Genomic DNA, 25,218 nt, shown 5'->3' on the forward strand with positions numbered 1-25,218 from the left:
ATTGTTCTTTTAAAAGATCTGCCCGGATTTTTATTTAAAAGGTCGTTGGAAAGGCATTTTTATAGTCCGAAACAGCATTTACCGCCTATTTCAGTATCACATGGCGCAAATGATCTTCATGATCATCGGCCCATTGGCCTAATTTATCAATCACAGGGATTAACGTCTTACCAAGTTCGGTGAGACTGTATTCTACTTTTGGTGGTACAACAGGGTAAATTTTCTTAACAATCAGTTCGTGTGCTTCCAGTTCATTCAGCTGCATATTCAACACCCTGCGTGAGGCATCAGGGATTTTGCGTTGTAATTCACTCGGGCGTTTGTGGCCCTCGTTGATAAACCACAGCAAACGGATTTTCCATTTGCCGTAAAGTACTTCAGCAATCAGGTCAAGACCACAATTCAGATTTATCGGCATCTTTCTTTTATGCATAGGACAAATTTAAACCTATGCGCCCAAACAGGCAATATGGGATAAAATTCTCCCTATGCCATTCGGTTTTCCGTACTTGTGTAAACCGCCCATGCTACTGAACTTTGCCCTAAAATTTTTCAATAAATGGAACAGGGATTTAATTTTAGTAACGAGTTATCAGGAAAAATAGCTTTGGTAACCGGAGGCACAAAAGGAACCGGTAAATCCATTGCCCAAAGATTATTAAATGCGGGTGCCACCGTTATTATAACGGCGAGAAATGCACCTGAACAGGCAAACAGCCATCTGCATTTCATTGCGGCAGATCTGAGCCAGTCTGCAGGGACACAGGAAGTAGTGAGCAAAGTGCTGGAACAGTTTGGCAGATTGGATATCCTGGTCAACAACATGGGCGGATCAAAAACACCGGGCGGAGGTTTTGCTGTATTGAATGATGAAGACTGGGAAAGCACTTTTCAAACTAATTTATTGGCGCCTGTCCGGTTAGACAGGGGCTTTTTACCGCAAATGTTAGCACGTGGGAATGGCGTGATCATCCACATTGCTTCCATTCAGGCAAGATTACCATTGTTTGATGCGACTTTGCCTTATGCGGCAGCCAAAGCAGCACTGGTCAACTATAGTAAAAGTTTATCGAATGAAGTTTCGCCGAAAGGTGTAAGAGTTTTAACCGTTTCTCCAGGTTGGATTCAAACAGACGGGGCAACGGGTATGATGAAGGAAATTGCAGCACGTACAGGCATTGCCATTGAAGATGCCATACAACAGGTAATGGAGAGTTTAGGCGGAATACCTTACGGCAGGCCTGCACAGCCAGAAGAGGTGGCAGAATTGGTTGGTTTTTTGGTTTCTCCGAGAGCCAATTATCTGACAGGAACAACATTTGTAATTGACGGTGGAACGATCCCCACTATTTAGTCGCCTCAAAATAAAAGGAAGGTGATTATCTTCCATTACCCTGCTCCGGCTTTTAAACGGCATACATTGTTTAAAAGCCGGAGCAATAAGCAGGAGGCGACAGATTTCGCCGGGAAAGATTTATTTTAAATCGATCAGGGAACTTCCTGCCGGTAATTCATAAGGTTCCTTCCCTGCTTCAAAGATCCTGGCGCTCAGGGTGCCTTCGAGCGTCAGGGCGTCTCCATGGGCGTAGATCCAGCTGCCTTCGCGAAGGCCCAGCACGGGTGTAATATTTTGTGTATGATATTCTTTAATGCGGGTTTCCCGGGTTTCTCCCATATGTTGTGAGCCGGGAAGAGGATCCAGGTAATGCGGATTCAGGTTAAAAGCGATCAGTCCCATGGTCTCGAAACTGGGGGGATATACGATAGGCATATCATTGGTGTTTTGCATGGTAACCCCGCCAATATTGCTGCCTGCACTGCATCCCATATAGGGGGCGCCGTTATTCACCGCATCGCGTAATACAGACATCAGTCCCAGTTCATGCAGTTGTTTTACCAGCAGGAAAGTATTGCCACCACCAGTGAAAAAGCCTTTCGCCTGCCGGATAGCGGCGGCCGGGTTGTCAAAAGTATGTAACCCGCGTACGCGGATGCCAATCTGGCTGAAAGCCTCTGCTGCACGGCTGGTATAGTCATCATGTGAAATACCGCCAGGGCGGGCAAAGGGCACAAAAATGATCTCATCTACGCCTGCATACAACGTTTTCATGGCTGGTTGCAGGTATGCCAGGTAGGTTTCTCCAAACAGCGTGGAGGTGCTCGCCAGTATAAAGTGCTTCATAATCAAAAAATTAAGCAAAGGTAGGGGATCTGCTTAAATTTAATGACTATCCGGTTCCTGTTCCCCTTCCATGAAAAACTGGCTGCAACTGGCTGCCAGGCAGGTGTAAACACAGGAATGCTGCTCATTATATAGATAGAAATAGGAGCCTGCATTAATGCGGTAGTTAAAAGTGTCCTTATTTATTAATACCACCCCCTCCATTTCATAAGCCAATGTGCTGTAAATGTCGTGAATAGTCGGGCCGTCGGTTGGCTCTCCGTTCCGGATAATTTTTTCAATGGCCACAGCATTCAGCCGCCATTTCCGGCCACGGGCCGTGTCTGGGGGATATTCTTTGCCGGTGGTCACCGGGGTAAAACTGAGCACCTTTATTTTGGCATCAGCGGGAATGTAAACAGTATCCTCTTCTTTCGAAACATGCAGGGAATCAGGTTGTATCACCATTTGTTCTTCTGTCATAGGCAGAATTGTATCCGTGGATACCACTTGTTTTGGGGGAGATGAAGCCGGAAGGCAGCCCGTAAAAAGCAACAAACATAGGAACCAATGTTCCCGATTGATCAATAGCATATAGTTGGTTTGGAATAAGATGACTCCACAAATATCGTTTTTCCACGGATGTTAAAACGCTGTAAAACAAAAATTAGTATAAGTACGCATCCCCCTTTATCAGTGCATGTTCCAGGCAGAATAAAACACTGCGGTTTTCCCGCATTCATCACCGTAAATATGCTTTCATTTCTCTCCGGAGCAAATTTTTTCCCCGGGAATACAGGCGCATAAGCCTTCCCAAGACATCAAGTGTATTTTTTTATCGTTTTAATTGTAATTGTGACAATTATTTTGTTCTTTTGAATAATTGCAGCAAAATCAGCCCTGTTGCACCGGATTTATAAAACCTCGTTATGAAAAAGCAATTTCGTTACATCCTTACCGGTATCCTCGGCCTGTTATTATATACGCAGGCAATGCAGGCGCAGAATACGGTTACTTTCCGTACAGACGCACCTGCACAGACTATCAATCGCAATATCTACGGACATTTTGCAGAGCATCTTGGCAATTGTATCTATGGAGGATTTTATGTGGGAGATACCTCCCATCTTCCGAATACCAATGGTGTGCGGAAAGATGTGATTGCCGCGCTACGCAAAATGAAGATCCCCAACCTGCGCTGGCCGGGCGGTTGCTTTGCAGATACCTATCACTGGAAGGATGGCATCGGTCCCAAAGAGAAAAGACCGGCTATCGTGAACACCTGGTGGGGAAATGTGACAGAAAATAACAGCTTCGGTACGCACGACTTTCTCAACATGTGCGAAGAGCTGGGTGCTGAGCCTTATCTGTCGGGAAATGTGGGCAGTGGTACGGTTCAGGAACTGGCTGACTGGGTCCAGTATGCCAACTTCCGGGGAACCAGCCCGATGTCTGATCTGCGCAAACAGAATGGTCGCGCCGAACCGTGGAAGGTCCGTTTCTGGGGCATCGGCAACGAAGCCTGGGGATGCGGCGGAAATATGCGCCCGGAATATTACGCTGATCTCTATCGTAAGTTTACCACTTTCATGAACAGTGAATGGAAAAATGAACGCATCTTCAGAATCGCCTCCGGCGCCAGCGACGCAGATTACAACTGGACCGAAACCCTCATGAAAAATATCCCGCAACACCTGCTGGAAGGTATTGCCCTGCATCATTACTCCATCATCAGCTGGGAAAAGAAGGGTGATGCAGTTGATTTCACCGAACAACAATATTTTCTCACCATGAAATCCGCCTTGCTGATCGATTCCCTGATCAGTAAACACGCCGCGATCATGGATAAATATGATCCGCAAAAGAAAGTGGCCCTTGTGGTAGACGAATGGGGTGGATGGTATAACGTGGAAGGGGGTACGAATCCCGGGTTCCTTTTCCAGCAAAATACCATGCGCGATGCCATGATTGCCGGCGCCACACTCAATATCTTCAATAATCACGCTGACCGCCTGCGTATGGCCAACCTCGCCCAGGCCATCAATGTGTTGCAGTCGGTGATTCTTACCAAAGGCGACACCATGATACTAACCCCTACCTATTACGTGATGGAAATGTACAACGTACATCAGGAGGCCACCCTTATCCCGATAGATATTCACTCCAATGCTTATACGCTCAATAACGAACAGCTGCCGGCCGTTTCGGTATCTGCTTCCAAAGATAAAAATGGTGTGACACACATCTCCCTGGTAAATATCGATGCGCATAAAACACAGGAAGTAACGCTGGATACCCGCAGCCAGGCATATAAATCCATCAGTGGTAAAATATTGGCATCGGCCAAACTCCAGGACTATAACAGCTTTAAAAAACCGGATTATATCAAACCGGTAGATTTCAAAGGAGCAACATGGAAGAATAATAAAGTCAGTGTGAAACTGCCTCCTTTTTCGGTAGTCATGCTGGAACTGAAATGAAGAAAGGGGCGTTGTTTAACAACACTGCCTGCGTTTAGAAAGTAATGGTCTTTGGCGGGCTCCCGAATAGCGGGAGCAGCCTGTATTTGAAGGGCAAGGACTTCCTGCTGCCTCACGAAAAACGGCTCGCCGCACAAGTTTGAAAGCCAACGATTTCCCGCTGCCGCCCGCATTTATAAAACGTACTGGCATCTGCAGTTGATATACGATAAACAAGCAGGTGAGTAAATTATAAATTTTTTTACGCTTTTAAATAAGTGTCATTATAACAATAAATATGAATTCATCCTACGTAATAGGGGTAGACTACGGCACGGATTCCGTGCGTTCTATCATAGTAGATGTGAAAGACGGGCAGGAAGTGGCCTCGGCAGTGTTTTATTATCCCCGCTGGAAAGACGGTTTGTATTGCAATGCTGCACAAAGCCGCTTCCGGCAACATCCGGACGATTATGTGGAAGGACTGGAAACTACTATCCGGCAATGTCTCCAACAGGCGGGTGCCACGGTAGCATCCCATATCAGGGCAATTTCTGTAGACACCACCGGCTCCACACCCGTGGCAGTAGATGAAACCGGTACGCCATTGGCGCTCACACCCGGTTTCCGGGATAATCCGAATGCGATGTTTGTGTTGTGGAAAGATCATACCGCTTTGAAGGAAGCCGCTGAAATCAATGCTACGGCCGCTACTTTTGAAGAAAATTACCTCCGCTTTGTAGGGGGCATTTATTCGTCGGAATGGTTCTGGGCAAAATTGCTGCATATTCTTCGTACAGACGAAGCCGTTAGAAATGCCACTTATAGCTGGGTAGAGCACTGCGACTGGATTCCTTTCCTGCTCTGTGGCGGAAAGCATCTCCGGGAATTGAAACGTGGTATCTGTAGTGCCGGGCATAAGGCATTATTTGCCGAAGAATTTGGCGGCCTGCCACCAGACGCTTTCTTTACTGCCATTGATCCTTTATTGAAGGGATTTACACAACGACTTTTTACGCGGACCTATACTTCCGGAGAAGCCGCCGGCCACCTTTGCCCCGAATGGGCAGAACGGCTCGGGCTCCCCACCAGCGTGGTGATCGGCATCGGCGCATTCGATGCGCATATGGGCGCCGTAGGCGGACAAATTGAGCCGTATCATCTCAGCAAGGTAATGGGTACTTCTACCTGTGATATGCTGGTAGCTCCCCTGGACGAAATGAAACATACACTGGTGAAAGGCATCTGCGGACAGGTGCCAGGTTCCGTTATTCCCGGGATGATGGGGATGGAGGCCGGACAATCCGCTTTCGGTGATGCCTATGCCTGGTTCAGCAACGTACTGGCCTGGCCGTTACAACAACTATTGCCTTCCTCCTCCCTCATCGATGCGGCAACCGCTGAGAAACTATGCAAGGAGACTTCCGGCCGACTTCTTACCGAGCTGGCGAGGCAGGCGGCACAAATTGCACCGGAAGAACACAGTGAACTGAGCATCGACTGGCTCAATGGTCGCCGTACGCCGGATGCAGACCAATCGCTCAAAGGCACGCTCACCGGCCTGAACCTGGCCTCAGACGCCCCCCGCATTTTCCGCACTGTGGCAGAATCGACCTGCTTCGGCGCTAAAGCTATTGTAGAGAGATTTGAAAGGGAAGGTGTGCCCGTGAAAGGACTGATCGGTATCGGTGGTGTCGCCAAAAAATCGGCCTTCATCATGCAGATGATGGCCGATGTGATGAACATGCCTATCCGTATTCACCGCTCTGAACAAACCTGCGCACTGGGTGCTGCCATGTTTGCTGCCACCGCAGCAGGATTATTTGCCCGCGTGGAAGACGCGATGGAAACAATGGGGCAGGGTTTTGAAGTGACCTATGAACCGGACATACACCGCGCAGGCATATACGAAAACAGGTACCGGAAGTATAAAGCCCTGGGCGCCTTCACCGCTAAGCTCACCATCGATTAATATTGTATGCAACAGTATCAACATATCCGGCAGGCGGCATATGAAGCCAATATGCAACTGCCCGCACTGGGACTGGTCATGTTTACCTTCGGGAATGTGAGCGCCGCCGATCGCCAACTCGGAGTTTTCGCCATCAAGCCGAGCGGTGTTCCTTATGCGGAATTGTCGCCCGAAAAAATGGTCGTTGTGGATTTCGATGGCCATACGATTGATGGCGAATTACGTCCCTCCTCTGATACACTTACCCATGCGGTACTGTATAAGCACTGGGAACATATCGGCGGCATTGTGCATACCCACTCTACCTATGCTACCGCCTGGGCACAAAGCCAGCGCGATATTCCTATCTATGGCACGACCCACGCCGATCACAATACGGTAGATATTCCCTGCGCGTCACCCATGACGGATACCATGATTGCCGGGGACTATGAATACCAGACGGGCTTCCAGATCATGAATACGCTCACGGAAAGAGGCCTCACCTACCAGGACATAGAAATGATCCTCGTGGGAAATCATGCGCCCTTCACCTGGGGCCATACGCCCGCTAAAGCAGTGTATAACAGCGCCGTCCTGGAATCGGTGGCACAAATGGCATATCTCACGGAGTCTATCAACGGAAACGCACCAAGACTCAAAGATGCGCTGATCAGAAAACATTTTGAACGTAAACATGGTCCCGGTTCCTATTACGGGCAATAAACCAAACAACATGATTCATCTGAAAAATTTCGAGATCTGGTTTGTAACGGGTAGTCAGCACCTGTACGGAGAAGAGACCTTGCAGCAGGTGGCTGTTCACAGCCAGGAGATTGCTGCCGCACTACACCACGATACACGTATGCCCGTTACCGTAGTATACAAACCTACCGTAAAAACACCGGATGAAATTTATGCCGTATGTATGGAGGCGAACGCTACGCCCAACTGTATCGGTATTATCACCTGGATGCATACTTTCTCGCCTGCAAAAATGTGGATCCGTGGACTGAAAGCATTGTCCAAACCCATCTGCCACCTGCATACCCAATATAACCGCGATATTCCCTGGAGCGAAATAGATATGGATTTCATGAACCTGAACCAGAGCGCCCATGGCGACCGTGAGTTTGGATTTATGATGAGCCGTATGCGCATCAACCGGAAGGTGATTACCGGCCACTGGCAGGATCCGGAAGTGCTCCGGGAACTCGGGGCCTGGGCCAGGGTTGCCGCAGGATGGCACGACTGGCAGGGCGCGCGCTTTGTCCGCTTCGGCGACAACATGCGCTTTGTAGCAGTAACAGACGGTGATAAGGTAGCCGCAGAATCCACGCTTGGCTTCTCTTGTAATACCCACGGTATCGGAGATCTGGTAGCAGTGATCAATGGTATCTCCGATGCTGCTGTGACTTCACTGGTGCGGGAATACGCCGACGCATATACGATGTCGTCTGCCCTGCTGCAGGATGTGGCGCTGAAAGATGCCGCCAGAATTGAACTTGGTTTGAAAGCATTCCTGGAAGCAGGTCATTTTAAAGGCTTCTCAGATACCTTTGAAGACCTTCATGGCATGATTCAGTTGCCGGGCATTGCCGTGCAACGCCTCATGAACGCAGGTTACGGTTTTGCGGGGGAAGGTGATTGGAAAACAGCTGCACTGGTACGGGCTATGAAAGTAATGGGCAGCGGACTGCCCGGAGGCAACTCCTTTATGGAAGATTATACCTATCATTTCGATCCAGCTGATCCTATGGTGCTGGGCTCGCATATGCTTGAGATCTGCGAATCTATCGCAGAAGGAAAACCATCCTGTGAAAAACATCCGCTGGGTATTGGCGGAAAGGCCGATCCGGTACGACTGGTATTCAATGCCGCTGCAGGACCGGCTATCAACGCCTCCCTGGTAGATATGGGTAACCGCTTCCGTTTGCTGGTGAATGAGGTAGAAGCTGTGAAACCGCCACAGGCGCTCCCTAAGCTACCGGTAGCCCGTGTGTTGTGGAAGCCTTACCCGGACATGAAAAAGGGCTGCACCGCCTGGATCCTGGCCGGTGGCGCACATCATACCTGCTACAGCCAGAACCTGAACGCCACCCATATGCAGGACTTCGCGGAGATGGCTGGTATAGAACTGGCACTCATTGGCAGGGATACAGATCTGCGTGAATTCCGTAATGAACTCCGCTGGAACGATGTCAGCTATAAGTAGCGCTATCTTTAAGGTCTGCGCAACAGCGATACTGGATAAGACGGGCACATGCCCTGATTAAATAATGGTGCTGACAGCTGCTTGCAGTAACTTGTCAATATGACGATTATCGGGGTGGATAACCACGTTGATGTTAATTATCCCGATAATCATCAGTTGTTTTTGTACTTTCACGCACTAATTTATTTTTATGAAAAGATATTCGCAGCAGACCAGGTTGTTGTTCGCCGTAGATTGTATCATTTTTGGATTTGATGGCCAGGAGATGAAACTGCTGCTGATACAAAGAGGATTTGAACCCTGCAAAGGCCAGTGGAGCCTGGTGGGTGGTTTTGTGCAGGAAAGTGAAAGCGCAGAGGATGCCGCTGCACGTGTACTGAAGAACCTCAGCGGTCTTGATGGCATTTATATGGAACAATTGCATACCTTCAGTTCCCCTTCCCGCGATACGGTAGAACGAACCGTGTCTGTGGCCTACACTGCCCTGATTGATATCCAGAAATATAAACAGCAATTGAACGAAGATTTCCATGCCGTATGGTTTCCGATCAATCATCACCCGGAACTGATCTTTGATCATAAAGCGATGGTAGACCAGGCCAAGGAGAAGCTGCGCTACAAAGCCGCCCTGCATCCACTGTTGCTGGAATTGCTGCCTGGTAAATTTACGATTCCCCAATTGCAGCACCTGTACGAATCCGTTTATAACATATCTTTCGATAAAGGTAATTTTAGCCGCAAAATGCTGTCGACCAAACTATTGGTAAAGCTGGCCGATAAAGATAAACTCAGCTCCAGGAAAGGCGCTTTTTACTATAAGATAGACCGGAAAAAATACCACGCAAATTTTCATGCGTTCCTGAATTTTGTACCCGACCCACATACCACGCAACACAATGGTGGTTTGTAAGGAAATCACCACATTTTAGAGACTATCACCCGTTTTAAAAGACGCAAATATTTGCCTGTAAGACACTAATTAAATTTTTTTAATTGTAAATTATTTGACTTTAGCCGGATTATCCCGATATTTAGTGACTCTTTTTCACTTAATATCAAAATACGTTATGGACATGAATTTAAAGGCGCTGACCGCCCTTATGATCTCCGGTGGTACCCTGCTGGCTTCCTGCAATAACAATACTGCCCCTAAAGAAGAAAGTAAGGATTCCACAACAGCCGCTGTAACTGCCGGCCCAAAAAGCTTTGGGCAGTCGGACGGTCAGGAAGTACTGCAATACACCCTGAAAAATGCCAACGGAATGGAAGTAAAGATCCTCAACTATGGCGGCACTATCACGGATATCATCACTCCTGATAAACAGGGGCAGAAAGGCAATGTTGTGCTGTCGTATGATTCATTATCCGGCTACCAGCAGAAAGGGCAACCTTATTTTGGTGCACTCGTAGGCCGGTACGCCAACCGTATCGCCAACGCGAAATTTACACTGGACGGCAAGGAATATAAACTCGCCGCTAACAATAACGGCAACACGCTCCATGGCGGTCTGAAAGGATTTGATAAAGTGGTATGGGCCGCTACACCTGCGGGCGACAGCAGTCTGCAACTGGTATACAACAGCAAAGACGGAGAAGAAGGTTACCCCGGTAATTTACAGGCTACTGTGGTATATACCCTCACTCCAGACAATGCACTTCATATCAGTTACAAAGCTACCACTGATAAGGCTACGCCTGTTAACCTCACCAACCACGCTTACTTTAACCTCTCTGCAGGGAAAGACAGCACCATCCTGGGCCATGAATTGTCGCTGAAAGCCAGCAAATTTACCCCGGTAAATGACAAGCTGATTCCTACGGGTAAACTTGATCCGGTAAAAGGTACACCGATGGATTTCACGACTGCCAAGAAGATCGGTGCTGATATCGGTAAAGTAAAAGGTGGTTATGATCACAACTGGGTGCTCGACAAAAAAGAAGGCGAACTGGAAACAATCGCTACCCTGTATGATCCTACCAGCGGACGTTTGATGGAAGTAGCCACTACCCAGCCAGGTATCCAGTTCTATACCGGTAACTTCCTGGATGGTACGCTCACGAATACACGCGATGGACAGAAATACGTGCAGAACGCGGCACTTTGCCTGGAAACACAGCATTTCCCTGATTCTCCGAATCAGCCCTCTTTCCCATCAGCCATCCTGAAACCAGGTGAAACATTTTCACAGACAACGGTGTACAAATTCTCCGTGAAATAATATCGTTGAAGGAATTATATAAAAAGCGAAGGGGATGTCTTTTAAAAGACATCCCCTTCGCTTTTTTATGGATCAGTTATTGAAAGTTCGGATTCTGCACCAGGGTACCTTTACTTCTGTCGATTTCCTGCTGAGGCATCGGGAAGTAATAGTTCTTAGGCTTTGCAAACTTACGCGCGGCACCACCACGGGTGATCACAGTGCCATCATACGCCCGTTTAGGCTGGTTGTAGATGGCCGCAATATCTACCAGTTTCACTTTGTCCCAGCGCAACAGGTCCTGGTGACGCTCGTTTTCACCGCATAACTCCACCCTGCGCTCATGCATCAGTTCTTTCATACCGCCATTGGTAACAACAGGTAAGGTGGCAGATGCACGCTGGCGAACGGCCCTGATTTCTGCATCACCGGCGCCTGGCCCGTTCAGGCGGATCTTGGCTTCTGCTACCAGCAGGTAAATATCTGCGGAACGCATCAGTGGTGTTTTAAGTGAATAGTCCAGTCCACCGGAGGGTTTCCATGCACAGAATTTTTTATAGTGATAGCCGCTCCAGGATGTGGATGCTTCATAGGTAGCAATGCCGGTACCAATGTTTACCTGGTCGCCGGGCTGCATGATGCAGATGTTTTTACGCGGATCGCCTGTTTCAAATTCGTCTACCAGTCCTTTGGTAGGGTAGAAGAAGCTCCATCCGTTCCAGTTGCGCGGGGCATGGTAGGTGATGAAGTCGGAATACCCGTTGCCATCCACTGTTTGAACTGCCAGCAGCATTTCTGAATTATTGCCGGTGGCTACGCTGAAGTTGTCGGCATAATTAGGCGCCAGTTTATAGTTGGCATTGCTGACTACCTTACTGCCAAATTCGATGGCTTTATCGAGTTTTTCCCAGTTCATGTACAGTTTGCATAGGAGTCCCCAGGCAGTACCTTTGCTCACGCGGCCTTTGTTTGCATCGTCGTAGGTTTCGGGCAACTGGTCGGCAGCTGCCAGCAGGTCGCTTTCTATCTGGGCGCGCAGTTGATCGGCCGTTACTTTAGGTTTGTTATAGAAAGATTTTATCACATCATCTTCTGTTACCATCGGAGCCTCGCCATAGATGAGCAAAAGGCGCCAGTACGCGAATGCGCGGAAGAAATGTGCTTCACCAAGACAACGGTTTTTGATGGCGTCGTCCATGCCCGCAATTTTGGGAACGTAGATCAGTACGTTGTTGGCGCGGTTAATGGTTTCATATTTCCATCTCCAGCCTACTCTTACACTGTAGGTAGAGGCGTCATAGGTGAAGTCTTCAATGACAGCGTCATAATCATGGTCGCCGCCGCGTACCTGGTCATCCGAGCAGTTATCGAATACAAACTCGTTGAAGCCGGTATAATCTTCTTCGAGTAATACATTATAGATACCGGTTACACCGTCGATGGCATCGCTCTGGTTACGCCAGTAGTTGCCGGTGCTGTACACCCCTTTGGGTTGTACATCCAGTACGCTTTTACAGCCGGCAAAGAGTAACGCCGTGAGCACTAATATATGTTTGATCCGTTGCATAGTAGTTGATTTAAGGTTCCCGTAAATTAAAAGTTGAGCGTAGCGCCAAAAGTAAAGGTCCTGGCCTGTGGATAGGCAGCTACGTCTACACCACGTTGTCTGTTACCATCTGCGGTACCGTTATATCCCAGCATAGGTGTTAAACCGGAATAGTTGGTAAGGATAAACAGGTTTTGTCCGGCTACATACACATGGATATCGGAAATACCGCTGCGGCCCCATACTTTCGACGGGATCGTATAGCCGAGGGAAGCATTTCTCAGGGAGAAGTAATCGCCGTTTTCTACAAAACGATCGGAGGCACGGTTGTTCTGGTTCGCATTGCCCAGGGTCATTCTTGGTACAGAATTACTGGTACCGGCGCCATGCCAGCGGTTCAACGCATCGGCATACATGTTATAGGGATAGTTGGGATCCATGCCCTGCATTTTGTCGGCGTTGTAGAGTTTTACGCCGCTTACACCTGCAAACGAAAGACTCAGGTCAAAGCCTTTGTAGCTGGCGCTGGCCTGGATACCATATACCACTTTAGGATTCGGGCTGCCGAGGTTTACACGGTCTTTGTCATTCACAATATTATCGCCGTTGGTATCCAGGAAGCGCACATCACCGGGTTTGATGTTTTCTTTGTTCGGATCTTTGCTGATGTTCGGATCATTGTTGATTTCTTCCTGCGTCTGGTAGATACCACCGGTTTTCCAGCCATAGTAAGATGCCAGCGGCTGGCCTACATAGGTGCGGGAAATTTCCTGTCCCTGTCTGCCGTAAGGCGTAGAGCCGATATAGGAAGAGGGGTCGTATAATTTTGTTACTTCATTTTTAATAAATGAAGCATTTGCACTGACATTATAACGGAATTTGTCTTTACCGCCCTGGTAGCCTACTTCTATTTCCCAGCCTTTATTATTCAGCTGCCCGATGTTACGGTCGGGAATGGCGGAGGTGCCATGGAGGTCCATTTCAGGTGCTGGCACCAGCATGTCGCGGGTATTTTTGTTAAACCAGGTAATGGTGGTATTCAGTCTGTTTTCGAAGAAACCTGCTTCCAGGCTGATGTTTGTCATTTCTGCTTTCTCCCAGGTAATATCTGGATTCGACAGTCTTGAATTCCATACGCCGGTGTAGCCTGTTTCGCCGAAGTTATAACGGCGGTCTTTATCGATCTGTGCGAGGTATTGGAATTCAGTTACGTTCTGATTACCGAGTTGTCCCCAGCCACCGGTGATTTTCAGGTTACTGATGGCTTTTACGTTGTCTTTAAAGAACGTTTCGTCAGACACGCGCCAGCCTGCGGAGAAGGCTGGGAAATAGCCCCAGCGCTGATCAGGAGCAAAGCGGGAGGAACCATCTGCGCGGAAGGTAACCGTGAGCAGGTATTTGTCTTTAAAGCCGTAGAAACCTCTTACAAAGCCGGAAGCGATAGCATTGGCATTGTAGTAATTACCTTTTGCATCGTGGATATCGTTACCATTACTCAACACCAGCTGGTCTTTCGACTCATCGTTAAAGCCCCAGCGTTCGGCCTGATTCCAGGAACCATTGAAGGTTTGCTGGGAATAACCACCGGTAACAGTGATGTGATGTATCTGGGAGAGCACCTTGTTATAGGTCAGGAAAATTTCACCGAGCTGGTTGTTATAGTTTTCGTTACGGTTTACCAGTTCTGCGTGGTCGCGGGCCCTGGTCTGGTCCAGTACTTTTGGATTGAAAGTAAAGCCATTTACCAGGCTGCCATCGAAACCGTAGTTACCGCGTAGGGTAAGTCCGTCGAGAATTTCCACTTCCGCATAGGCGCTGGCCAGCATGCGGTAAGTTTTAGTCCAGGCATCTGTTGTTTCTGCGGTATACACCGGGTTATTGATATCTCCCAGTTCATTACTGGCTTTGGAGCTGCCATAGCTGCCGTCCGGGTTATGCACGGGAATGGCCGGGTTAAAGCGCAGGGCGCTGAAAATAAGACCGGTCTGGGAGGAGTAGGTATCTGGTCCGGCGTTTTGTTTGTAGGTCAGCTGCAGATTTTCTCCCACTTTCACGCGTTTGCCGAGTTTATGTTCTGAGTTGATACGTACGGAATATCTTTTGAAGTAAGAGTTGGTGATGATGCCGTTTTCATTGTAGTAGCCGGCGCTGAGCATGTAGTTGGAGCTGTTGTTACCACCACGCAGACTCACATCGGCGTTGGTGACGTCGCCGGAGCGCAGGAGAGCGCGCTGCCAGTCGGTACGCTGGGTGGCATAGTACGGGTCCTGCCAGATAGGCTCTATGGCTACTCCATCGTTGGTATAACGTTCCTGTTTCAGTTTCACGAGATCGGGGGCGGTGAGCAGTGGAATATAACGGATGGTATTGGACATACCCCGGTAAATATTCACAGATGTTTTCAGCTTTTCGCCATAGTTTCCTTTTTTGGTGGTGATGATGACCACGCCATTGGCTGCACGCGTACCATAGATGGCCGAAGAGGAGGCGTCTTTGAGTATTTCCATGGAGGCAATGTCATTCGGACTCACGTCTGCCAGGCCACCGGCGGGAACGCCATCAATAATAACCAGTGGTTCTGCATTATTGATGGTACCGGTACCACGGATGCGGATGGATGGCGTGCTGCCGGGGGATGCGTCTGAGCGTACGATGTCCACACCTGTTACGCGGCCCTGGATGGCTTGCGCGGCATCGGATACGGGGAGGTTTTTAATATCGGACCCTTTTACGGAAGCGATGGTGCCTGTCACATCGCGGCGGCTCTGTACACCGTAACCTACCACAACTACTTCGCCCAACCCTTTGCTGGTGGCCGACAAGGATACGTTGATCACTGTTTTGTCGCCTATGGTAATCGATTGCGGTTCATAGCCGATAAAAGAGAACAAAACCGATTTAGCACCTGCGGGTAAAGAAAGGGTGTAGTTTCCTTTGATATCGGTGCTGGCGCCGCTGTTGGTGCCTGGTATGGTAACGTTTACGCCAGGCAGACCAGTGCCGTCTGCCGCTCCGGTAACTTTTCCGGTGAGGGTCTTTTGAGCTAGCGCCGCACTGGTGGCTGCGCATAGAAAGACCATCAGAAAGCATAATTTTCCAGTGAATGAGTACCTCATAATTAATGAATAAGACGTGAATGTGATAGAAACCTGAATGGAACAGATATACGGCCAATATATCTTTTGTTGTTGCTGTTCGTTTTTGGTTGTGATGAAATAATGTTTGCTAAATCGTTATTGCATATTTAACTGTTGTAGGTAAAATTTTCATTTTAATTCACCGGGTTCCAAAAAAGAGATGAAAAAACGTTGGTCTTTCACATGATCTGATATGGCATGTTCTAAATAATTGTCTGGAATATCGATCTGGTATTTCTACATAACATCGGTTACACGGATGGCCCGCAATGCTTACCTCGACTACATTACACCGTTCAATTGGAGGCACTCATTTCGTTTTCATAACACTTGACCAGAAAGATAATGAATTTTGCAAATGTACAAGTATAGTTTTTTCGCATGGCAGGATGATAGATTAATTGTTGGTTAACAATGAGCAGTGTACACCTTACGAAATCGGTTTCGGAAAAAGTTGGCAAATCCTCCGGGAGGATCGTATTTTTAAACGAATATCTGTTGCCTGCTTATGAATTACGGGAAATATCTGCTGACTATTATACTCTGGAACATCCTTTCCACAGGGTTGTTTGCCCAACAAAGACCTTATCTGCCCAACCATGCTGAAATAGTACACCGATATAAAAAAGTACAGTTACTGGATAGCCTTACGCGAAAAACCATTTCCCGTCATAATGTAGATGCCAGCTGGTTACCCGGAGATGCTTCTTTCTGGTACACGATTACCGGGAAAGACAGCAGTCATACGGTGTACCATGTAAATGCAGCAACGGGGAAAAAGACCGTGGTGACGGATACAGGTCAGTTGTCTATGCTTGCCCGGGAAAGTGTAGCGCCCAATCCCGTCCGTCAGCGGGAACCCGGTCGTTGGGAAGGATTTTCTTCCGACAGCATATCTCCGGATAAGAAATGGGTGGCGACCACCATCCACGGGAATGTATATCTGCGCTCCCTCATCGATGGTACGCTGCTGCCGTTTACCACAGATGGGAATGAAAAGGGGGATTATTACAGCGCACTGGCCTGGTCGCCGGATAGTAAATACGTAGTGGGATACCGCATCCATCCCGTGGAAGATCCGGCGGTATATTACATCCAGACCGATGTTGCCGGTACTACACGCGGGCAGCTGCACTCACAACCCTATAAACAGCCGGGAGATCCTTTTACCTCGTATGAAATGTATCTCTTTACACTGGCAGGTAAAACTACCACCAAAGTAAATACGCCTGTCATCGATTACTTTGATGCCCCGGTGTTGCACTGGCGTCATAAAAACCCGCGTTACTTCTGCTATGAAAAAGCCGACCGTGGTAACCAGCGCTTCCGCATCATCGAAGTAGATGCGATGAACGGTAATACCCGCACCTTACTTGATGAACAAGCCGCCACCTTTCTCTACGAATCCAGGATATATACCCACTATCTACCGGAAACCAATGAACTAGTTTGGACCTCGGAAAGAGACGGCTGGCGGCATATCTATCTCCTCAATACCCTCACCGGGCAGATCAAAAACCAGGTAACAAAAGGGGAGTGGGTGGTGAGAAATATCGACAGTATAGATGTTCAAAAAAGAGAGATCTGGTTCCGGGCCAGTGGCAGGAACCCCGGAGAAGATCCCTACTTTATTCATTACTACCGGGCAGATTTCAGCGGAAAGAAGCTGCTGGACCTCACTCCGGCCGCCGGTAACCACCAGGTATTTTTCTCTCCCGAAAAAAAATACTATATAGATAAATATTCACAGGTAAACGTGCCCCCGGTAAATGAACTGCGGCGCACCGCAGATGGAAGGCGGATAGCCCTGCTGGAGAAAGCAGACATCAGCGGATGGCAGGCCACCGGTGTTCCATTTCCTATACCGTTCCACGCCAAAGGCCGCGATGGTACAACCGATATCTGGGGGATCATGTGCCGTCCCGGCGATTACGATTCTACCCAAAGCTATCCCGTAGTGGAAAATATCTATGCCGGACCGCATGATGCTTTTGTCCCAAAAAGTTTCATGAGCTACTACAATGATATGCAGCGCCTGGCCGACCTGGGTTTTATAGTGGTACAGATCGACGGCATGGGTACGGCCAACCGTTCAAAGTCTTTTCATGATGTGTGCTGGAAAAACCTTGCTGATGCAGGTTTCCCCGACCGCATTCTGTGGATCAAAGCACTGGCCGGTAAATATCCGTTTGTGGATACTACACGGGTGGGGATATATGGTACTTCCGCCGGCGGACAAAATGCACTCGGCGGACTCCTCTTTCACCCGGAATTCTATAAGGCCGCCGTGGCCTCCTGCGGTTGTCATGATAACCGTATGGATAAACAATGGTGGAATGAACAATGGATGGGCTACCCTGTGGGTAAGCATTATGAGGAACAGTCCAATGTAACGAACGCCGGGAAGCTACAGGGGCAACTGCTGCTGATAGTAGGAGAGGCCGATACAAATGTGCCACCGGAATCGACCTACCGTGTCATCAACGCATTGATTAAAAATAACAAGACTTTCGAGTTCCTCCCGCTGCCCGGTGTAGGACACAGCGATGGAGGTGCCTACGGCCGCCTCAGACGCGCCGATTTCTTCGTTAAAAACTTATTGCATACCGATGCCCCGGATAGAAATACAAATGAAGAACAAGGCTCCTGGTGATCGTCAGGTACGCGGACGTTTTACCGGCGCATTATGCAGGAACTCAATGGCCTTTTCCAACTGTTCATCCTTCCCGGCTTTGATGCCCTCTATGGTGGGCGCTATATAAATATCCGGGACAATACCGGTCTGTTGTACGGTCCGGGCGCCATCGGGTAAATAATAGATACCGCTGAATTCCATGAATACCTGCATATTGCCCGGTAGGCTGACAGGTGGCAGCGAACAACCATCTGCCCCGGCAGTAGTGCTGCCGATAACCGTAACATCCGGCGCCTGCTGCAGGGAAATGGCATACGACTCCGTTTTACTCTGCGTCCGCTCATTAACGAGTACCACTAGTTTCCCTTTGTAGTAATCCGGGTTTTCTTTGCCACAACTATCACCTGCGTTCATACGGAACAAACCCGGCATGGTCAGATCGGGATGGCTTTGCCGCCAGTAAGGCACGCGATGCGGATAAAAATAAGTATCGTCATAAAGTGCATCATCAAAAGAATAACCTCTCAGATCTATGATCACACCTTTGGCGCCCAATATGTTTTTTGCATATTTTTTAAAAATGTCGCGTTGTGAACTCATGTTCGCTACGTTGATATACACTATATTATTTTTCAGGGAGACATAATCTCCCGGCAGGCCTTCCTGCCTGGACAGATGATTCATGTACTCTTCCAGGCCCGCTTCTCCCTCAAAAAAATCAGTGATTGCTACCGTGAAAATATGCCCGTTCCTGTTTACCCGGTAGTTGATATGGTTATCATTGGTGCCGGTGAGCATCTCTGCAATGCCCCGGTTGGTGGCCGCAGTATTGGACGCCGGTATATAGGAACGGAAGTAGCTATAGTAGTCCGCAAAAGGCATGTCATTGATCTGCTCAATAATATCACCGGGCTGTAAATCAGGCAGCTGCTTATTCAATGTAAAAACCTTTTCTACCACTGCCTGCTGATCAATGATCCTGACCCGGAACGGCGCATGTTTACTGCCAAATATGGCAAAATAAACCTGCAACAGGTAAGGGTTGTCCATGACGTTCAGCGTGGCATGACTTGTTTTCAAGGATGCATAGGATTGCAGATGCGCAGCGTACAAATTGGACAGATCTTCCGCTTCCACGAATCTTTTAATCAATGTTTTCAGCTCCTCCCCCCAGTATCCCGGTATTAAAGTGCGATAGGCATGAAAGTATTGTACCTGGTTCCAGAACCGGAGCGCAGTAAGATAACGGAATCCTGCGTCAGGTACATTGGGGTACGTCATCTGGGGATAGGAACGCTCATGCGCGTACAGTAACAAGGTGGTATCGGGTAATGCGGCATTGTATGTAATGTAATAATTGGAGCGGGGACGCTTTATATACACGATATGCCGGAGTGCAAGGGCAAGACTGTCGCCCAGCAACTCCGGCCGGATCCAGTCCAGATCCGGGAACTGCTTTACATCTGTACTGTCAATGAGAAAAGGTGTCGTCCGGGGAACAGGTCCATACGATTGTACCCAGTTTAAAAACACCTGGTTGGCGGCGACCGTATTTTTGGCGGATATAACGGATGGGAGTATACGAAAAAGTTCATAGTCCCATTGGTAGTTACCGGTGTTGACTACCGGGTAATAGAACTTCAGAAATCCCCATATTTTCCCTAAAGTGGTTAAATGGTCTAATACCAGGCTATCGGCAATGGGCAAACTACTGAAGCCGGAACCATGATCAAAAGCATGATCCTTATCGGCCGGATAAACCGGCAGCGTATCCGTAAAATTGGCCGGCTTTCCATCTACGAGTAAAGTAATGTCTTTTAAGAATACGGAGCCGGTGCCCTGAAAGGCAATGTTGTAGGTAACGCTTTTACAACCCATCAGCAGATAGGACCGGTAATTAAAAGTTGCATCAGACGCAAAGGTGATGGTACGGGTTTCCCATACTTCGTTTTTTGTGGGAAGCGATTGTCCCGCATAGCGGAGCATCCCCAGGTATATGGTGGAGCTATCTGCATCTTTGGGATAACTTTCTGCCGAAAACCTGCCCTTGAAACCCGATAGTTTTATTTTGAAGGTCACTGCCAGCGAATGCTGCCCCTTCAGTGCAGGGAAGGTATTCGATAATATCACTACAGCCGGCGCATCACTTTTCTGTAATTGTAATTGCAGCGTACCATCAGCTATTGTAGTAACTGAACTGTTCTGGGTAAGTGGTTGCCATTTATACTGGGCGCTGAGTGTACCCGTTAAGGTTAGAAACAGTACAACACACAGGCCGTGGATATAAGACATAGAAAGCATCAGTTTATCATGTGGTAATAAAGACAACAGGAAGATAGGTAACGTATATGCCTGGACGTAAGTCAGCGCTATCCTGTTTTGATCAATTTCCGGAAATTTTATGTCTTTTACAACAAATGAAAAAATAACAGGTATCACGGCTGGATAATTATAACTGATACCGGACATCGTCGAAACCAGCTATGGTAAAGGGCTTTAAACGGCTGATTCTTCCGCAGGCGAAATAAAAAACGGAAATATTTATTTATACTTTGTAATACAAAGTGCTTTTTGTTTTATATCTTTGGTGGGTATTCAATTCATTTTGTATGGAAGATAGAATCTTCAAACCCTTTCCGGCATCCTTTGTGCTCGGCCTGATACTGGTATGCGTATCCCTGATCATGTTTGTTGTTTCCTGCATAACAAGCAGCGATTTTAGCAGCGAATTTCCTTTTCTTGTTACACACCTTTTGTTACTCGGTTATTTCTTTGGGTGCTGGTTTGAAGGAAGTCTCCGGCCATGGTATGGCAGGCGAAAAATCATGGCGGCATTTGTGGTATTACTCCTCATCGACGCCTACACCGTGAATAATTCTTTCACCGTATTTCAATCCGCCTCCGTATGGTCAGCTATCATGCTGGTATGCATCTGTGCTAACATGCTCACCTTCGGATTTTTTGAAGTCCTGCCGGAATGGGCGCGCCGCCTGCAATGCGTGGTCCTGGGATTCACTTTCCTGTTGCCCTTCTACCTCGCTATCTACCTCTTGCCGTTATATCTGATCGGAGTAATCGGGTTAATTGCCATCGGCTTATCTATTGTTACTTTTTCACCGGTTTTTATCATCTGGTTTAATCTGCGGATGGTGAGAAAACTGGTATGGCCGGTGCGGGCTTACCGTCTCACTTATTTATGGTCAGGCGCTCTTTCTGTCAGCATAGTTGTGTTTTATTGCGTGATCTACGCGTTAGATAAAAGTGCCCTGGAAGAAGCTTATAATACCGCTAATGAAGAAGAGCTGCCCGCGTGGATCACAGCCTCTCAGCACACGCCCAATGACTTTGTCACGGAACAACTGCTAAAAACTGGTGTGGTATATACCAGTGCCGGCATCCGTTCGGAGTTCACGCTCTGGAACATGCCCCAGAAAGAATACGATCAGAAAATTACGCATGATCCGCTGTTCATGACCGCCAGTGCCTTGCTGGGACCTATCGATATTCCTGTAGAAGACCGGTTCAATATTCTCAGTGTGATGTACGACAAAAGACATTACGCAGCGGATCGTTTATGGACCGGTAAAGACCTCGTTACCACCAGTGTTACCACCAGGGCCGATATCTGGCCACAATACCATCTTTCTTACACCGAAAATACCTATACGGTGAGAAATGATACCCGGCGGCGATGGGCCACTGATGAGGAAGCCATCTATACTTTCCATCTGCCGGAAGGCGCCGTAGTCACCTCGCTCTCCCTATGGATCAACAACGCAGAGGAAAAAGCCGTACTCACCACCCAGGCTAAAGCCGATAGCGCCTACACCACCATTGTAGGTAAACAACGCCGCGACCCGTCTGTGGTGCACTGGCAGGAAGGCAACCGCGTTATTGTGCGCGTATTCCCTGTACCACAGGGCGGTGAACGGAAGTTTAAAATCGGTGTTACTGCACCATTGAAAGCAGCAAAAGGCGCCGTTCTTTACGAGCCCGTATGGTTTGAAGGTCCCCCGCATGAACAGGCCGTTTATAACGCGAAACTCAACATGCAAAATGGTGCCCGTGTAACAAAGTATCCGGCTGGTTTTTTTGCAGACAAAGGAAACACCATAGAGAAGAACGGAAAGTATAACGCAGACTGGCAACTGGAAATACCCGATGACGCCATAGACAATGCCGCATTCAGTTTTAATGGACAACGCTATACGTTGTTGCCCTATAAAGCAGACTACGAATTTTTTACACCGGAGAACTTCTATCTCGACATCAATGCCAGCTGGAGCCATGATGAATACCAGTCTATGCTGACCAGGTTGAAAGGCAACATCTGGGCTTATCATCCGTTGCGTGGCATGATCGCTGTCACCGACGAAAATAAGGAAACCCTCTTTGATGAATTGCATGCACAACGCTTTTCCCTGTTCCCTTTTCACCGGATTACCAATCCCGCCACCGCACTGGTCATCACATCAGCAGATAGCATTTCGCCTCAGCTGAAAGACCTGGATGATTTCAATTTCAGGAAACACCTGCGTCCTTTCTTTACCAGCAATAAAGTCAGGGTATTCAATTTCAGTGATCACCTGTCGCCTTACCTGGCAACCTTGAGGGAGTCACGGTCACTGATATACGAACAGGAATCGCTGCGTTTACTATACGCACATCTGGCTGAAAACCGTTTCCTGAAACGGGAGGAAGACAGCAGCCAGGTAGTCATTGCCGGCGCTGATATGCGTATTGCACGCAGCACAGACAGCACCGCAGCCAAAGGCCCCGATCACCTGGCCCGTCTCTTTGCCTACAACGCCATACTGCAGGAACTGGGACCCAAAGTAACCGGTACTGATCTTACCAATGAAACAGACCTGATCGGCATGGCCAAAGCCGCTTATGTGGTAACGCCGCTTTCCAGCCTGATTGTACTGGAAACACAGGAAGATTACGACCGTTTTAAAATAAAGGAGGATGCCAACAGCCTTCAGAATGCTTCCCTGAAGGGGCATGGCTCCGTGCCGGAACCACATGAGTGGGCCTTGTTTATCCTGGCCATCGCGGTGCTGACTTACGTACGGTTTGAGAAATTATTTAAAAGAAAAAAGCACCTATGCTAACGTTCGTGTATACACGGTTTATAGAAAGAGGGGCAAAACTGCCGGCAACTTTGTTGCTGGCGGTTTATTTTATCGTCGCTATACTACAGCTCCAACATTATTTTTCCTGGCAGAGCGCTTTTTTTGGACTCTCCATTATCACGATGGGCGTGGTGTCTGAAGTGGATCACACACGGCCGGGAAGTATGCGCTGTGGCTGGATAGCCTTGTTGTTCCTGTTGCTGTCCTGGAAAACGCAGGTGTTTACACTCCGGTATGCCACGCTGATCACTGCCGTGTTTTTCGTAATAGAATATTTTTACGGGAGATTATCCCGCCTGAGTTTTATCACTGCTGTACTCATAGCGCCTGCCATTGATTTTGCGGTGAATGTTTTTAGTTTCCCGATCCGCCTGTGGCTTACCGGCATGGCCGGCAAAATGCTGGCCGGTATTAATCCGGCTGTAACCACCACCGGAAATATGATCTTATTGGGTAATCATGAATTCACCGTAGATATTGCTTGTATGGGCTTACAGATGCTACTTACCTCCCTGCTTTGCGGCATCATGATGATAGCGTTGTACCAGCGGCGTTACCATAAGGAATTGCCGGCGCTGGCTACCTTCTTCATATTAGGAGTGATTACAGTATTGAATATCATCGCCAACCTGTTCCGTATTTTGCTGCTGGTGCAGTTTTCGTTACCTCCCGGCACGCTTGCCCACGATGCGGTAGGCATTATTACCCTGTTGGTGTATGTGCTCCTGCCTTTGCTGCTGGGTATTCCATGGATGCTGCACCGCTATGGAAAAGCGCCGGCCGGTAATGCTGTTATGAATCTTGCTCCTGTATATGGCCTTGGACTGCAGCTGCTGCTGGCAGCGGGTATTATTGCCGGCCATTTTATGCTTACGAAAAATATGACCACTACCACGGCCACGACAAAACAGGTGAAGCAGCTGCCCGGATACAGCTATACATCTCTCGATGATAATATTATTAAACAAACAACGGCAGATGCACTGCTGTATGTGAAAGGTATTCCCGGTTTTTATTTTACCGATCATCAGCCAATGATCTGCTGGAAGGGGAGTGGGTTTGAATTTTACAAAGTGCAGGAGGAAAATATCCAGGGAACAAAAGTATACACGGCGGAGCTAAAAAAAGACAGCAGCACCCTGTACACTGCCTGGTGGTATGAAAGCCGTTCCCACCGCAGTACCAGTCAGCTGGAATGGAGATGGAATGCGCTTTGCAGCGGGAACAGCTATTTTCTTGTAAATATTACGGTAGATAAAAAAGCATTGCTGGCGCCTGAAATAAAGCACCTGCTCAGCGCCCACCTTATTCAGTGATCACTTCCGTTTCTTCTTTATGCCTTGGCTGGTAGTAAATGTAGTAATAAGCCAGGATCAGCAGGCCCGTAAAGAAAGGGATCAATGCCAGGTGCTTGTAGGTAACGGCGCCCACAATCACCATCGCATCAAAATGGAAAAATTCACTGATCATCCAGTAGGAGTTGGCCGCAATCCATACAGAAATCGCTACGTTATGGCATAACTCCGACATAAATTGCCGGGTGCGCCACGCAATAACAATGGAGATAATCAGCGTAGGAAAGATCATCGCCACACCCAGCGGCTTCCAGATCATACACCAGCTGATATCTTTCAACAGCCAGAAAACAATATGCAGATTTTCCATCTTACGGTAACTCAAAGGAATACTGTATACCGGAGAGGAGGAGGCTTGTTTGCTCATTTGTGTTATTCAGTTAATTTTATCTGGTTGAAATAGCGCACAAAGATATTCTTTATCTT

The 25,218-nt window shown here is 48.1% G+C and carries 17 protein-coding genes; 10 read left to right on the plus strand and 7 right to left on the minus strand.

The window, feature by feature from the left end; genetic code table 11:
- Positions 1-85: 85 nt before the first annotated feature.
- Positions 86-433, minus strand: a complete 348-nt coding sequence (locus BMW79_RS14265; RefSeq protein WP_089895824.1) for a winged helix-turn-helix transcriptional regulator — start codon at positions 431-433, stop codon at positions 86-88.
- 126 nt (positions 434-559) lie between these two features.
- Between BMW79_RS14265 and BMW79_RS14270 the strand changes: the two genes are divergently transcribed.
- Positions 560-1,354, plus strand: coding sequence for an SDR family oxidoreductase (locus BMW79_RS14270; protein WP_089895826.1), 795 nt, complete (start codon positions 560-562; stop codon positions 1,352-1,354).
- Positions 1,355-1,474: 120 nt separating this feature from the next.
- On the opposite strand, the gene pepE is transcribed toward BMW79_RS14270, so the two are convergent.
- On the minus strand, positions 1,475-2,182 hold the full coding sequence (gene pepE, locus BMW79_RS14275; RefSeq protein WP_089895828.1) for a dipeptidase PepE: 708 nt from the start codon (positions 2,180-2,182) through the stop codon (positions 1,475-1,477).
- A 39-nt stretch (positions 2,183-2,221) separates the two neighbouring features.
- Complete coding sequence (locus BMW79_RS14280; protein ID WP_089895830.1) at positions 2,222-2,644, minus strand: hypothetical protein; 423 nt, start codon at positions 2,642-2,644, stop codon at positions 2,222-2,224.
- A gap of 446 nt (positions 2,645-3,090) precedes the next feature.
- Here BMW79_RS14280 and BMW79_RS14285 point away from each other — a divergent pair, with 446 nt between their 5' ends.
- The 6 genes from BMW79_RS14285 (at position 3,091) to BMW79_RS14310 (ending at position 11,005) form a co-directional block, all read left to right on the plus strand.
- Positions 3,091-4,641 (plus strand): alpha-N-arabinofuranosidase, encoded by a 1,551-nt coding sequence (locus tag BMW79_RS14285; RefSeq protein WP_089895832.1) that lies wholly within the window; start codon positions 3,091-3,093, stop codon positions 4,639-4,641.
- A 277-nt stretch (positions 4,642-4,918) separates the two neighbouring features.
- Positions 4,919-6,592 carry a ribulokinase gene (locus BMW79_RS14290; protein ID WP_089895834.1) on the plus strand — a complete coding sequence of 558 codons (1,674 nt, stop codon included), beginning with the start codon at positions 4,919-4,921 and terminating at the stop codon, positions 6,590-6,592.
- A 6-nt stretch (positions 6,593-6,598) separates the two neighbouring features.
- Positions 6,599-7,297, plus strand: a complete 699-nt coding sequence (gene araD / locus BMW79_RS14295) for an L-ribulose-5-phosphate 4-epimerase AraD (RefSeq protein WP_089895836.1) — start codon at positions 6,599-6,601, stop codon at positions 7,295-7,297.
- Between the two features lie 10 nt (positions 7,298-7,307).
- On the plus strand, positions 7,308-8,786 hold the full coding sequence (gene araA, locus BMW79_RS14300) for an L-arabinose isomerase (protein WP_089895838.1): 1,479 nt from the start codon (positions 7,308-7,310) through the stop codon (positions 8,784-8,786).
- Positions 8,787-8,976: 190 nt separating this feature from the next.
- Positions 8,977-9,696, plus strand: a complete 720-nt coding sequence (locus BMW79_RS14305; protein WP_089895841.1) for an NUDIX hydrolase — start codon at positions 8,977-8,979, stop codon at positions 9,694-9,696.
- A gap of 157 nt (positions 9,697-9,853) precedes the next feature.
- Positions 9,854-11,005: an aldose epimerase family protein gene (locus BMW79_RS14310; RefSeq protein WP_089895842.1), complete on the plus strand. Its 1,152-nt coding sequence runs from the start codon at positions 9,854-9,856 to the stop codon at positions 11,003-11,005.
- Positions 11,006-11,081: 76 nt separating this feature from the next.
- Here BMW79_RS14310 and BMW79_RS14315 read toward each other — a convergent pair whose 3' ends face one another.
- Entirely contained in the window at positions 11,082-12,551 is a 1,470-nt protein-coding gene (locus BMW79_RS14315) for a RagB/SusD family nutrient uptake outer membrane protein (protein ID WP_089895844.1), read from the minus strand.
- Positions 12,552-12,577: 26 nt separating this feature from the next.
- Complete coding sequence (locus tag BMW79_RS14320) at positions 12,578-15,610, minus strand: SusC/RagA family TonB-linked outer membrane protein (RefSeq protein WP_177192168.1); 3,033 nt, start codon at positions 15,608-15,610, stop codon at positions 12,578-12,580.
- A gap of 565 nt (positions 15,611-16,175) precedes the next feature.
- Here BMW79_RS14320 and BMW79_RS14325 point away from each other — a divergent pair.
- Positions 16,176-18,320 (plus strand): S9 family peptidase, encoded by a 2,145-nt coding sequence (locus tag BMW79_RS14325; RefSeq protein ID WP_089895848.1) that lies wholly within the window; start codon positions 16,176-16,178, stop codon positions 18,318-18,320.
- A gap of 3 nt (positions 18,321-18,323) precedes the next feature.
- Here BMW79_RS14325 and BMW79_RS14330 read toward each other — a convergent pair whose 3' ends face one another.
- A complete protein-coding gene (locus tag BMW79_RS14330) occupies positions 18,324-20,594 on the minus strand; it encodes a S41 family peptidase (RefSeq protein ID WP_177192169.1) in 2,271 nt (756 codons plus the stop codon).
- 317 nt (positions 20,595-20,911) lie between these two features.
- Between BMW79_RS14330 and BMW79_RS14335 the strand changes: the two genes are divergently transcribed.
- Positions 20,912-23,416 (plus strand): XrtN system VIT domain-containing protein, encoded by a 2,505-nt coding sequence (locus BMW79_RS14335; RefSeq protein ID WP_089895852.1) that lies wholly within the window; start codon positions 20,912-20,914, stop codon positions 23,414-23,416.
- Positions 23,410-24,753 (plus strand): exosortase N, encoded by a 1,344-nt coding sequence (gene xrtN / locus BMW79_RS14340; RefSeq protein WP_089895854.1) that lies wholly within the window; start codon positions 23,410-23,412, stop codon positions 24,751-24,753. Before BMW79_RS14335 ends, xrtN begins: the two co-directional genes overlap by 7 nt.
- Here xrtN and BMW79_RS14345 read toward each other — a convergent pair.
- Positions 24,743-25,159: a hypothetical protein gene (locus tag BMW79_RS14345; protein WP_245752485.1), complete on the minus strand. Its 417-nt coding sequence runs from the start codon at positions 25,157-25,159 to the stop codon at positions 24,743-24,745. The two genes, xrtN and BMW79_RS14345, sit on opposite strands and share 11 nt — an antisense overlap.
- Positions 25,160-25,218 lie beyond the last annotated feature (59 nt).

Origin of the sequence: Chitinophaga arvensicola (assembly GCF_900110835.1) — a bacterium.
Taxonomy (GTDB): domain Bacteria; phylum Bacteroidota; class Bacteroidia; order Chitinophagales; family Chitinophagaceae; genus Chitinophaga; species Chitinophaga arvensicola.

What these genes read in the sequence shown, in the direction of transcription:
- araD (WP_089895836.1), top strand. Translation starts at nt 6,599, where the DNA reads ATGCAACAGTATCAACATATCCGGCAGGCGGCATATGAAGCCAATATG.
- BMW79_RS14335 (WP_089895852.1), top strand. Translation starts at nt 20,912, where the DNA reads ATGGAAGATAGAATCTTCAAACCCTTTCCGGCATCCTTTGTGCTCGGC.
- BMW79_RS14290 (WP_089895834.1), top strand. Translation starts at nt 4,919, where the DNA reads ATGAATTCATCCTACGTAATAGGGGTAGACTACGGCACGGATTCCGTG.
- BMW79_RS14310 (WP_089895842.1), top strand. Translation starts at nt 9,854, where the DNA reads ATGGACATGAATTTAAAGGCGCTGACCGCCCTTATGATCTCCGGTGGT.
- araA (WP_089895838.1), top strand. Translation starts at nt 7,308, where the DNA reads ATGATTCATCTGAAAAATTTCGAGATCTGGTTTGTAACGGGTAGTCAG.
- BMW79_RS14325 (WP_089895848.1), top strand. Translation starts at nt 16,176, where the DNA reads ATGAATTACGGGAAATATCTGCTGACTATTATACTCTGGAACATCCTT.
- BMW79_RS14320 (WP_177192168.1), bottom strand. Translation starts at nt 15,610, where the DNA reads ATGGTCTTTCTATGCGCAGCCACCAGTGCGGCGCTAGCTCAAAAGACC.
- BMW79_RS14270 (WP_089895826.1), top strand. Translation starts at nt 560, where the DNA reads ATGGAACAGGGATTTAATTTTAGTAACGAGTTATCAGGAAAAATAGCT.
- BMW79_RS14315 (WP_089895844.1), bottom strand. Translation starts at nt 12,551, where the DNA reads ATGCAACGGATCAAACATATATTAGTGCTCACGGCGTTACTCTTTGCC.
- BMW79_RS14330 (WP_177192169.1), bottom strand. Translation starts at nt 20,594, where the DNA reads ATGTCTTATATCCACGGCCTGTGTGTTGTACTGTTTCTAACCTTAACG.
- xrtN (WP_089895854.1), top strand. Translation starts at nt 23,410, where the DNA reads ATGCTAACGTTCGTGTATACACGGTTTATAGAAAGAGGGGCAAAACTG.
- BMW79_RS14285 (WP_089895832.1), top strand. Translation starts at nt 3,091, where the DNA reads ATGAAAAAGCAATTTCGTTACATCCTTACCGGTATCCTCGGCCTGTTA.
- BMW79_RS14280 (WP_089895830.1), bottom strand. Translation starts at nt 2,644, where the DNA reads ATGACAGAAGAACAAATGGTGATACAACCTGATTCCCTGCATGTTTCG.
- BMW79_RS14265 (WP_089895824.1), bottom strand. Translation starts at nt 433, where the DNA reads ATGCATAAAAGAAAGATGCCGATAAATCTGAATTGTGGTCTTGACCTG.
- pepE (WP_089895828.1), bottom strand. Translation starts at nt 2,182, where the DNA reads ATGAAGCACTTTATACTGGCGAGCACCTCCACGCTGTTTGGAGAAACC.
- BMW79_RS14345 (WP_245752485.1), bottom strand. Translation starts at nt 25,159, where the DNA reads ATGAGCAAACAAGCCTCCTCCTCTCCGGTATACAGTATTCCTTTGAGT.
- BMW79_RS14305 (WP_089895841.1), top strand. Translation starts at nt 8,977, where the DNA reads ATGAAAAGATATTCGCAGCAGACCAGGTTGTTGTTCGCCGTAGATTGT.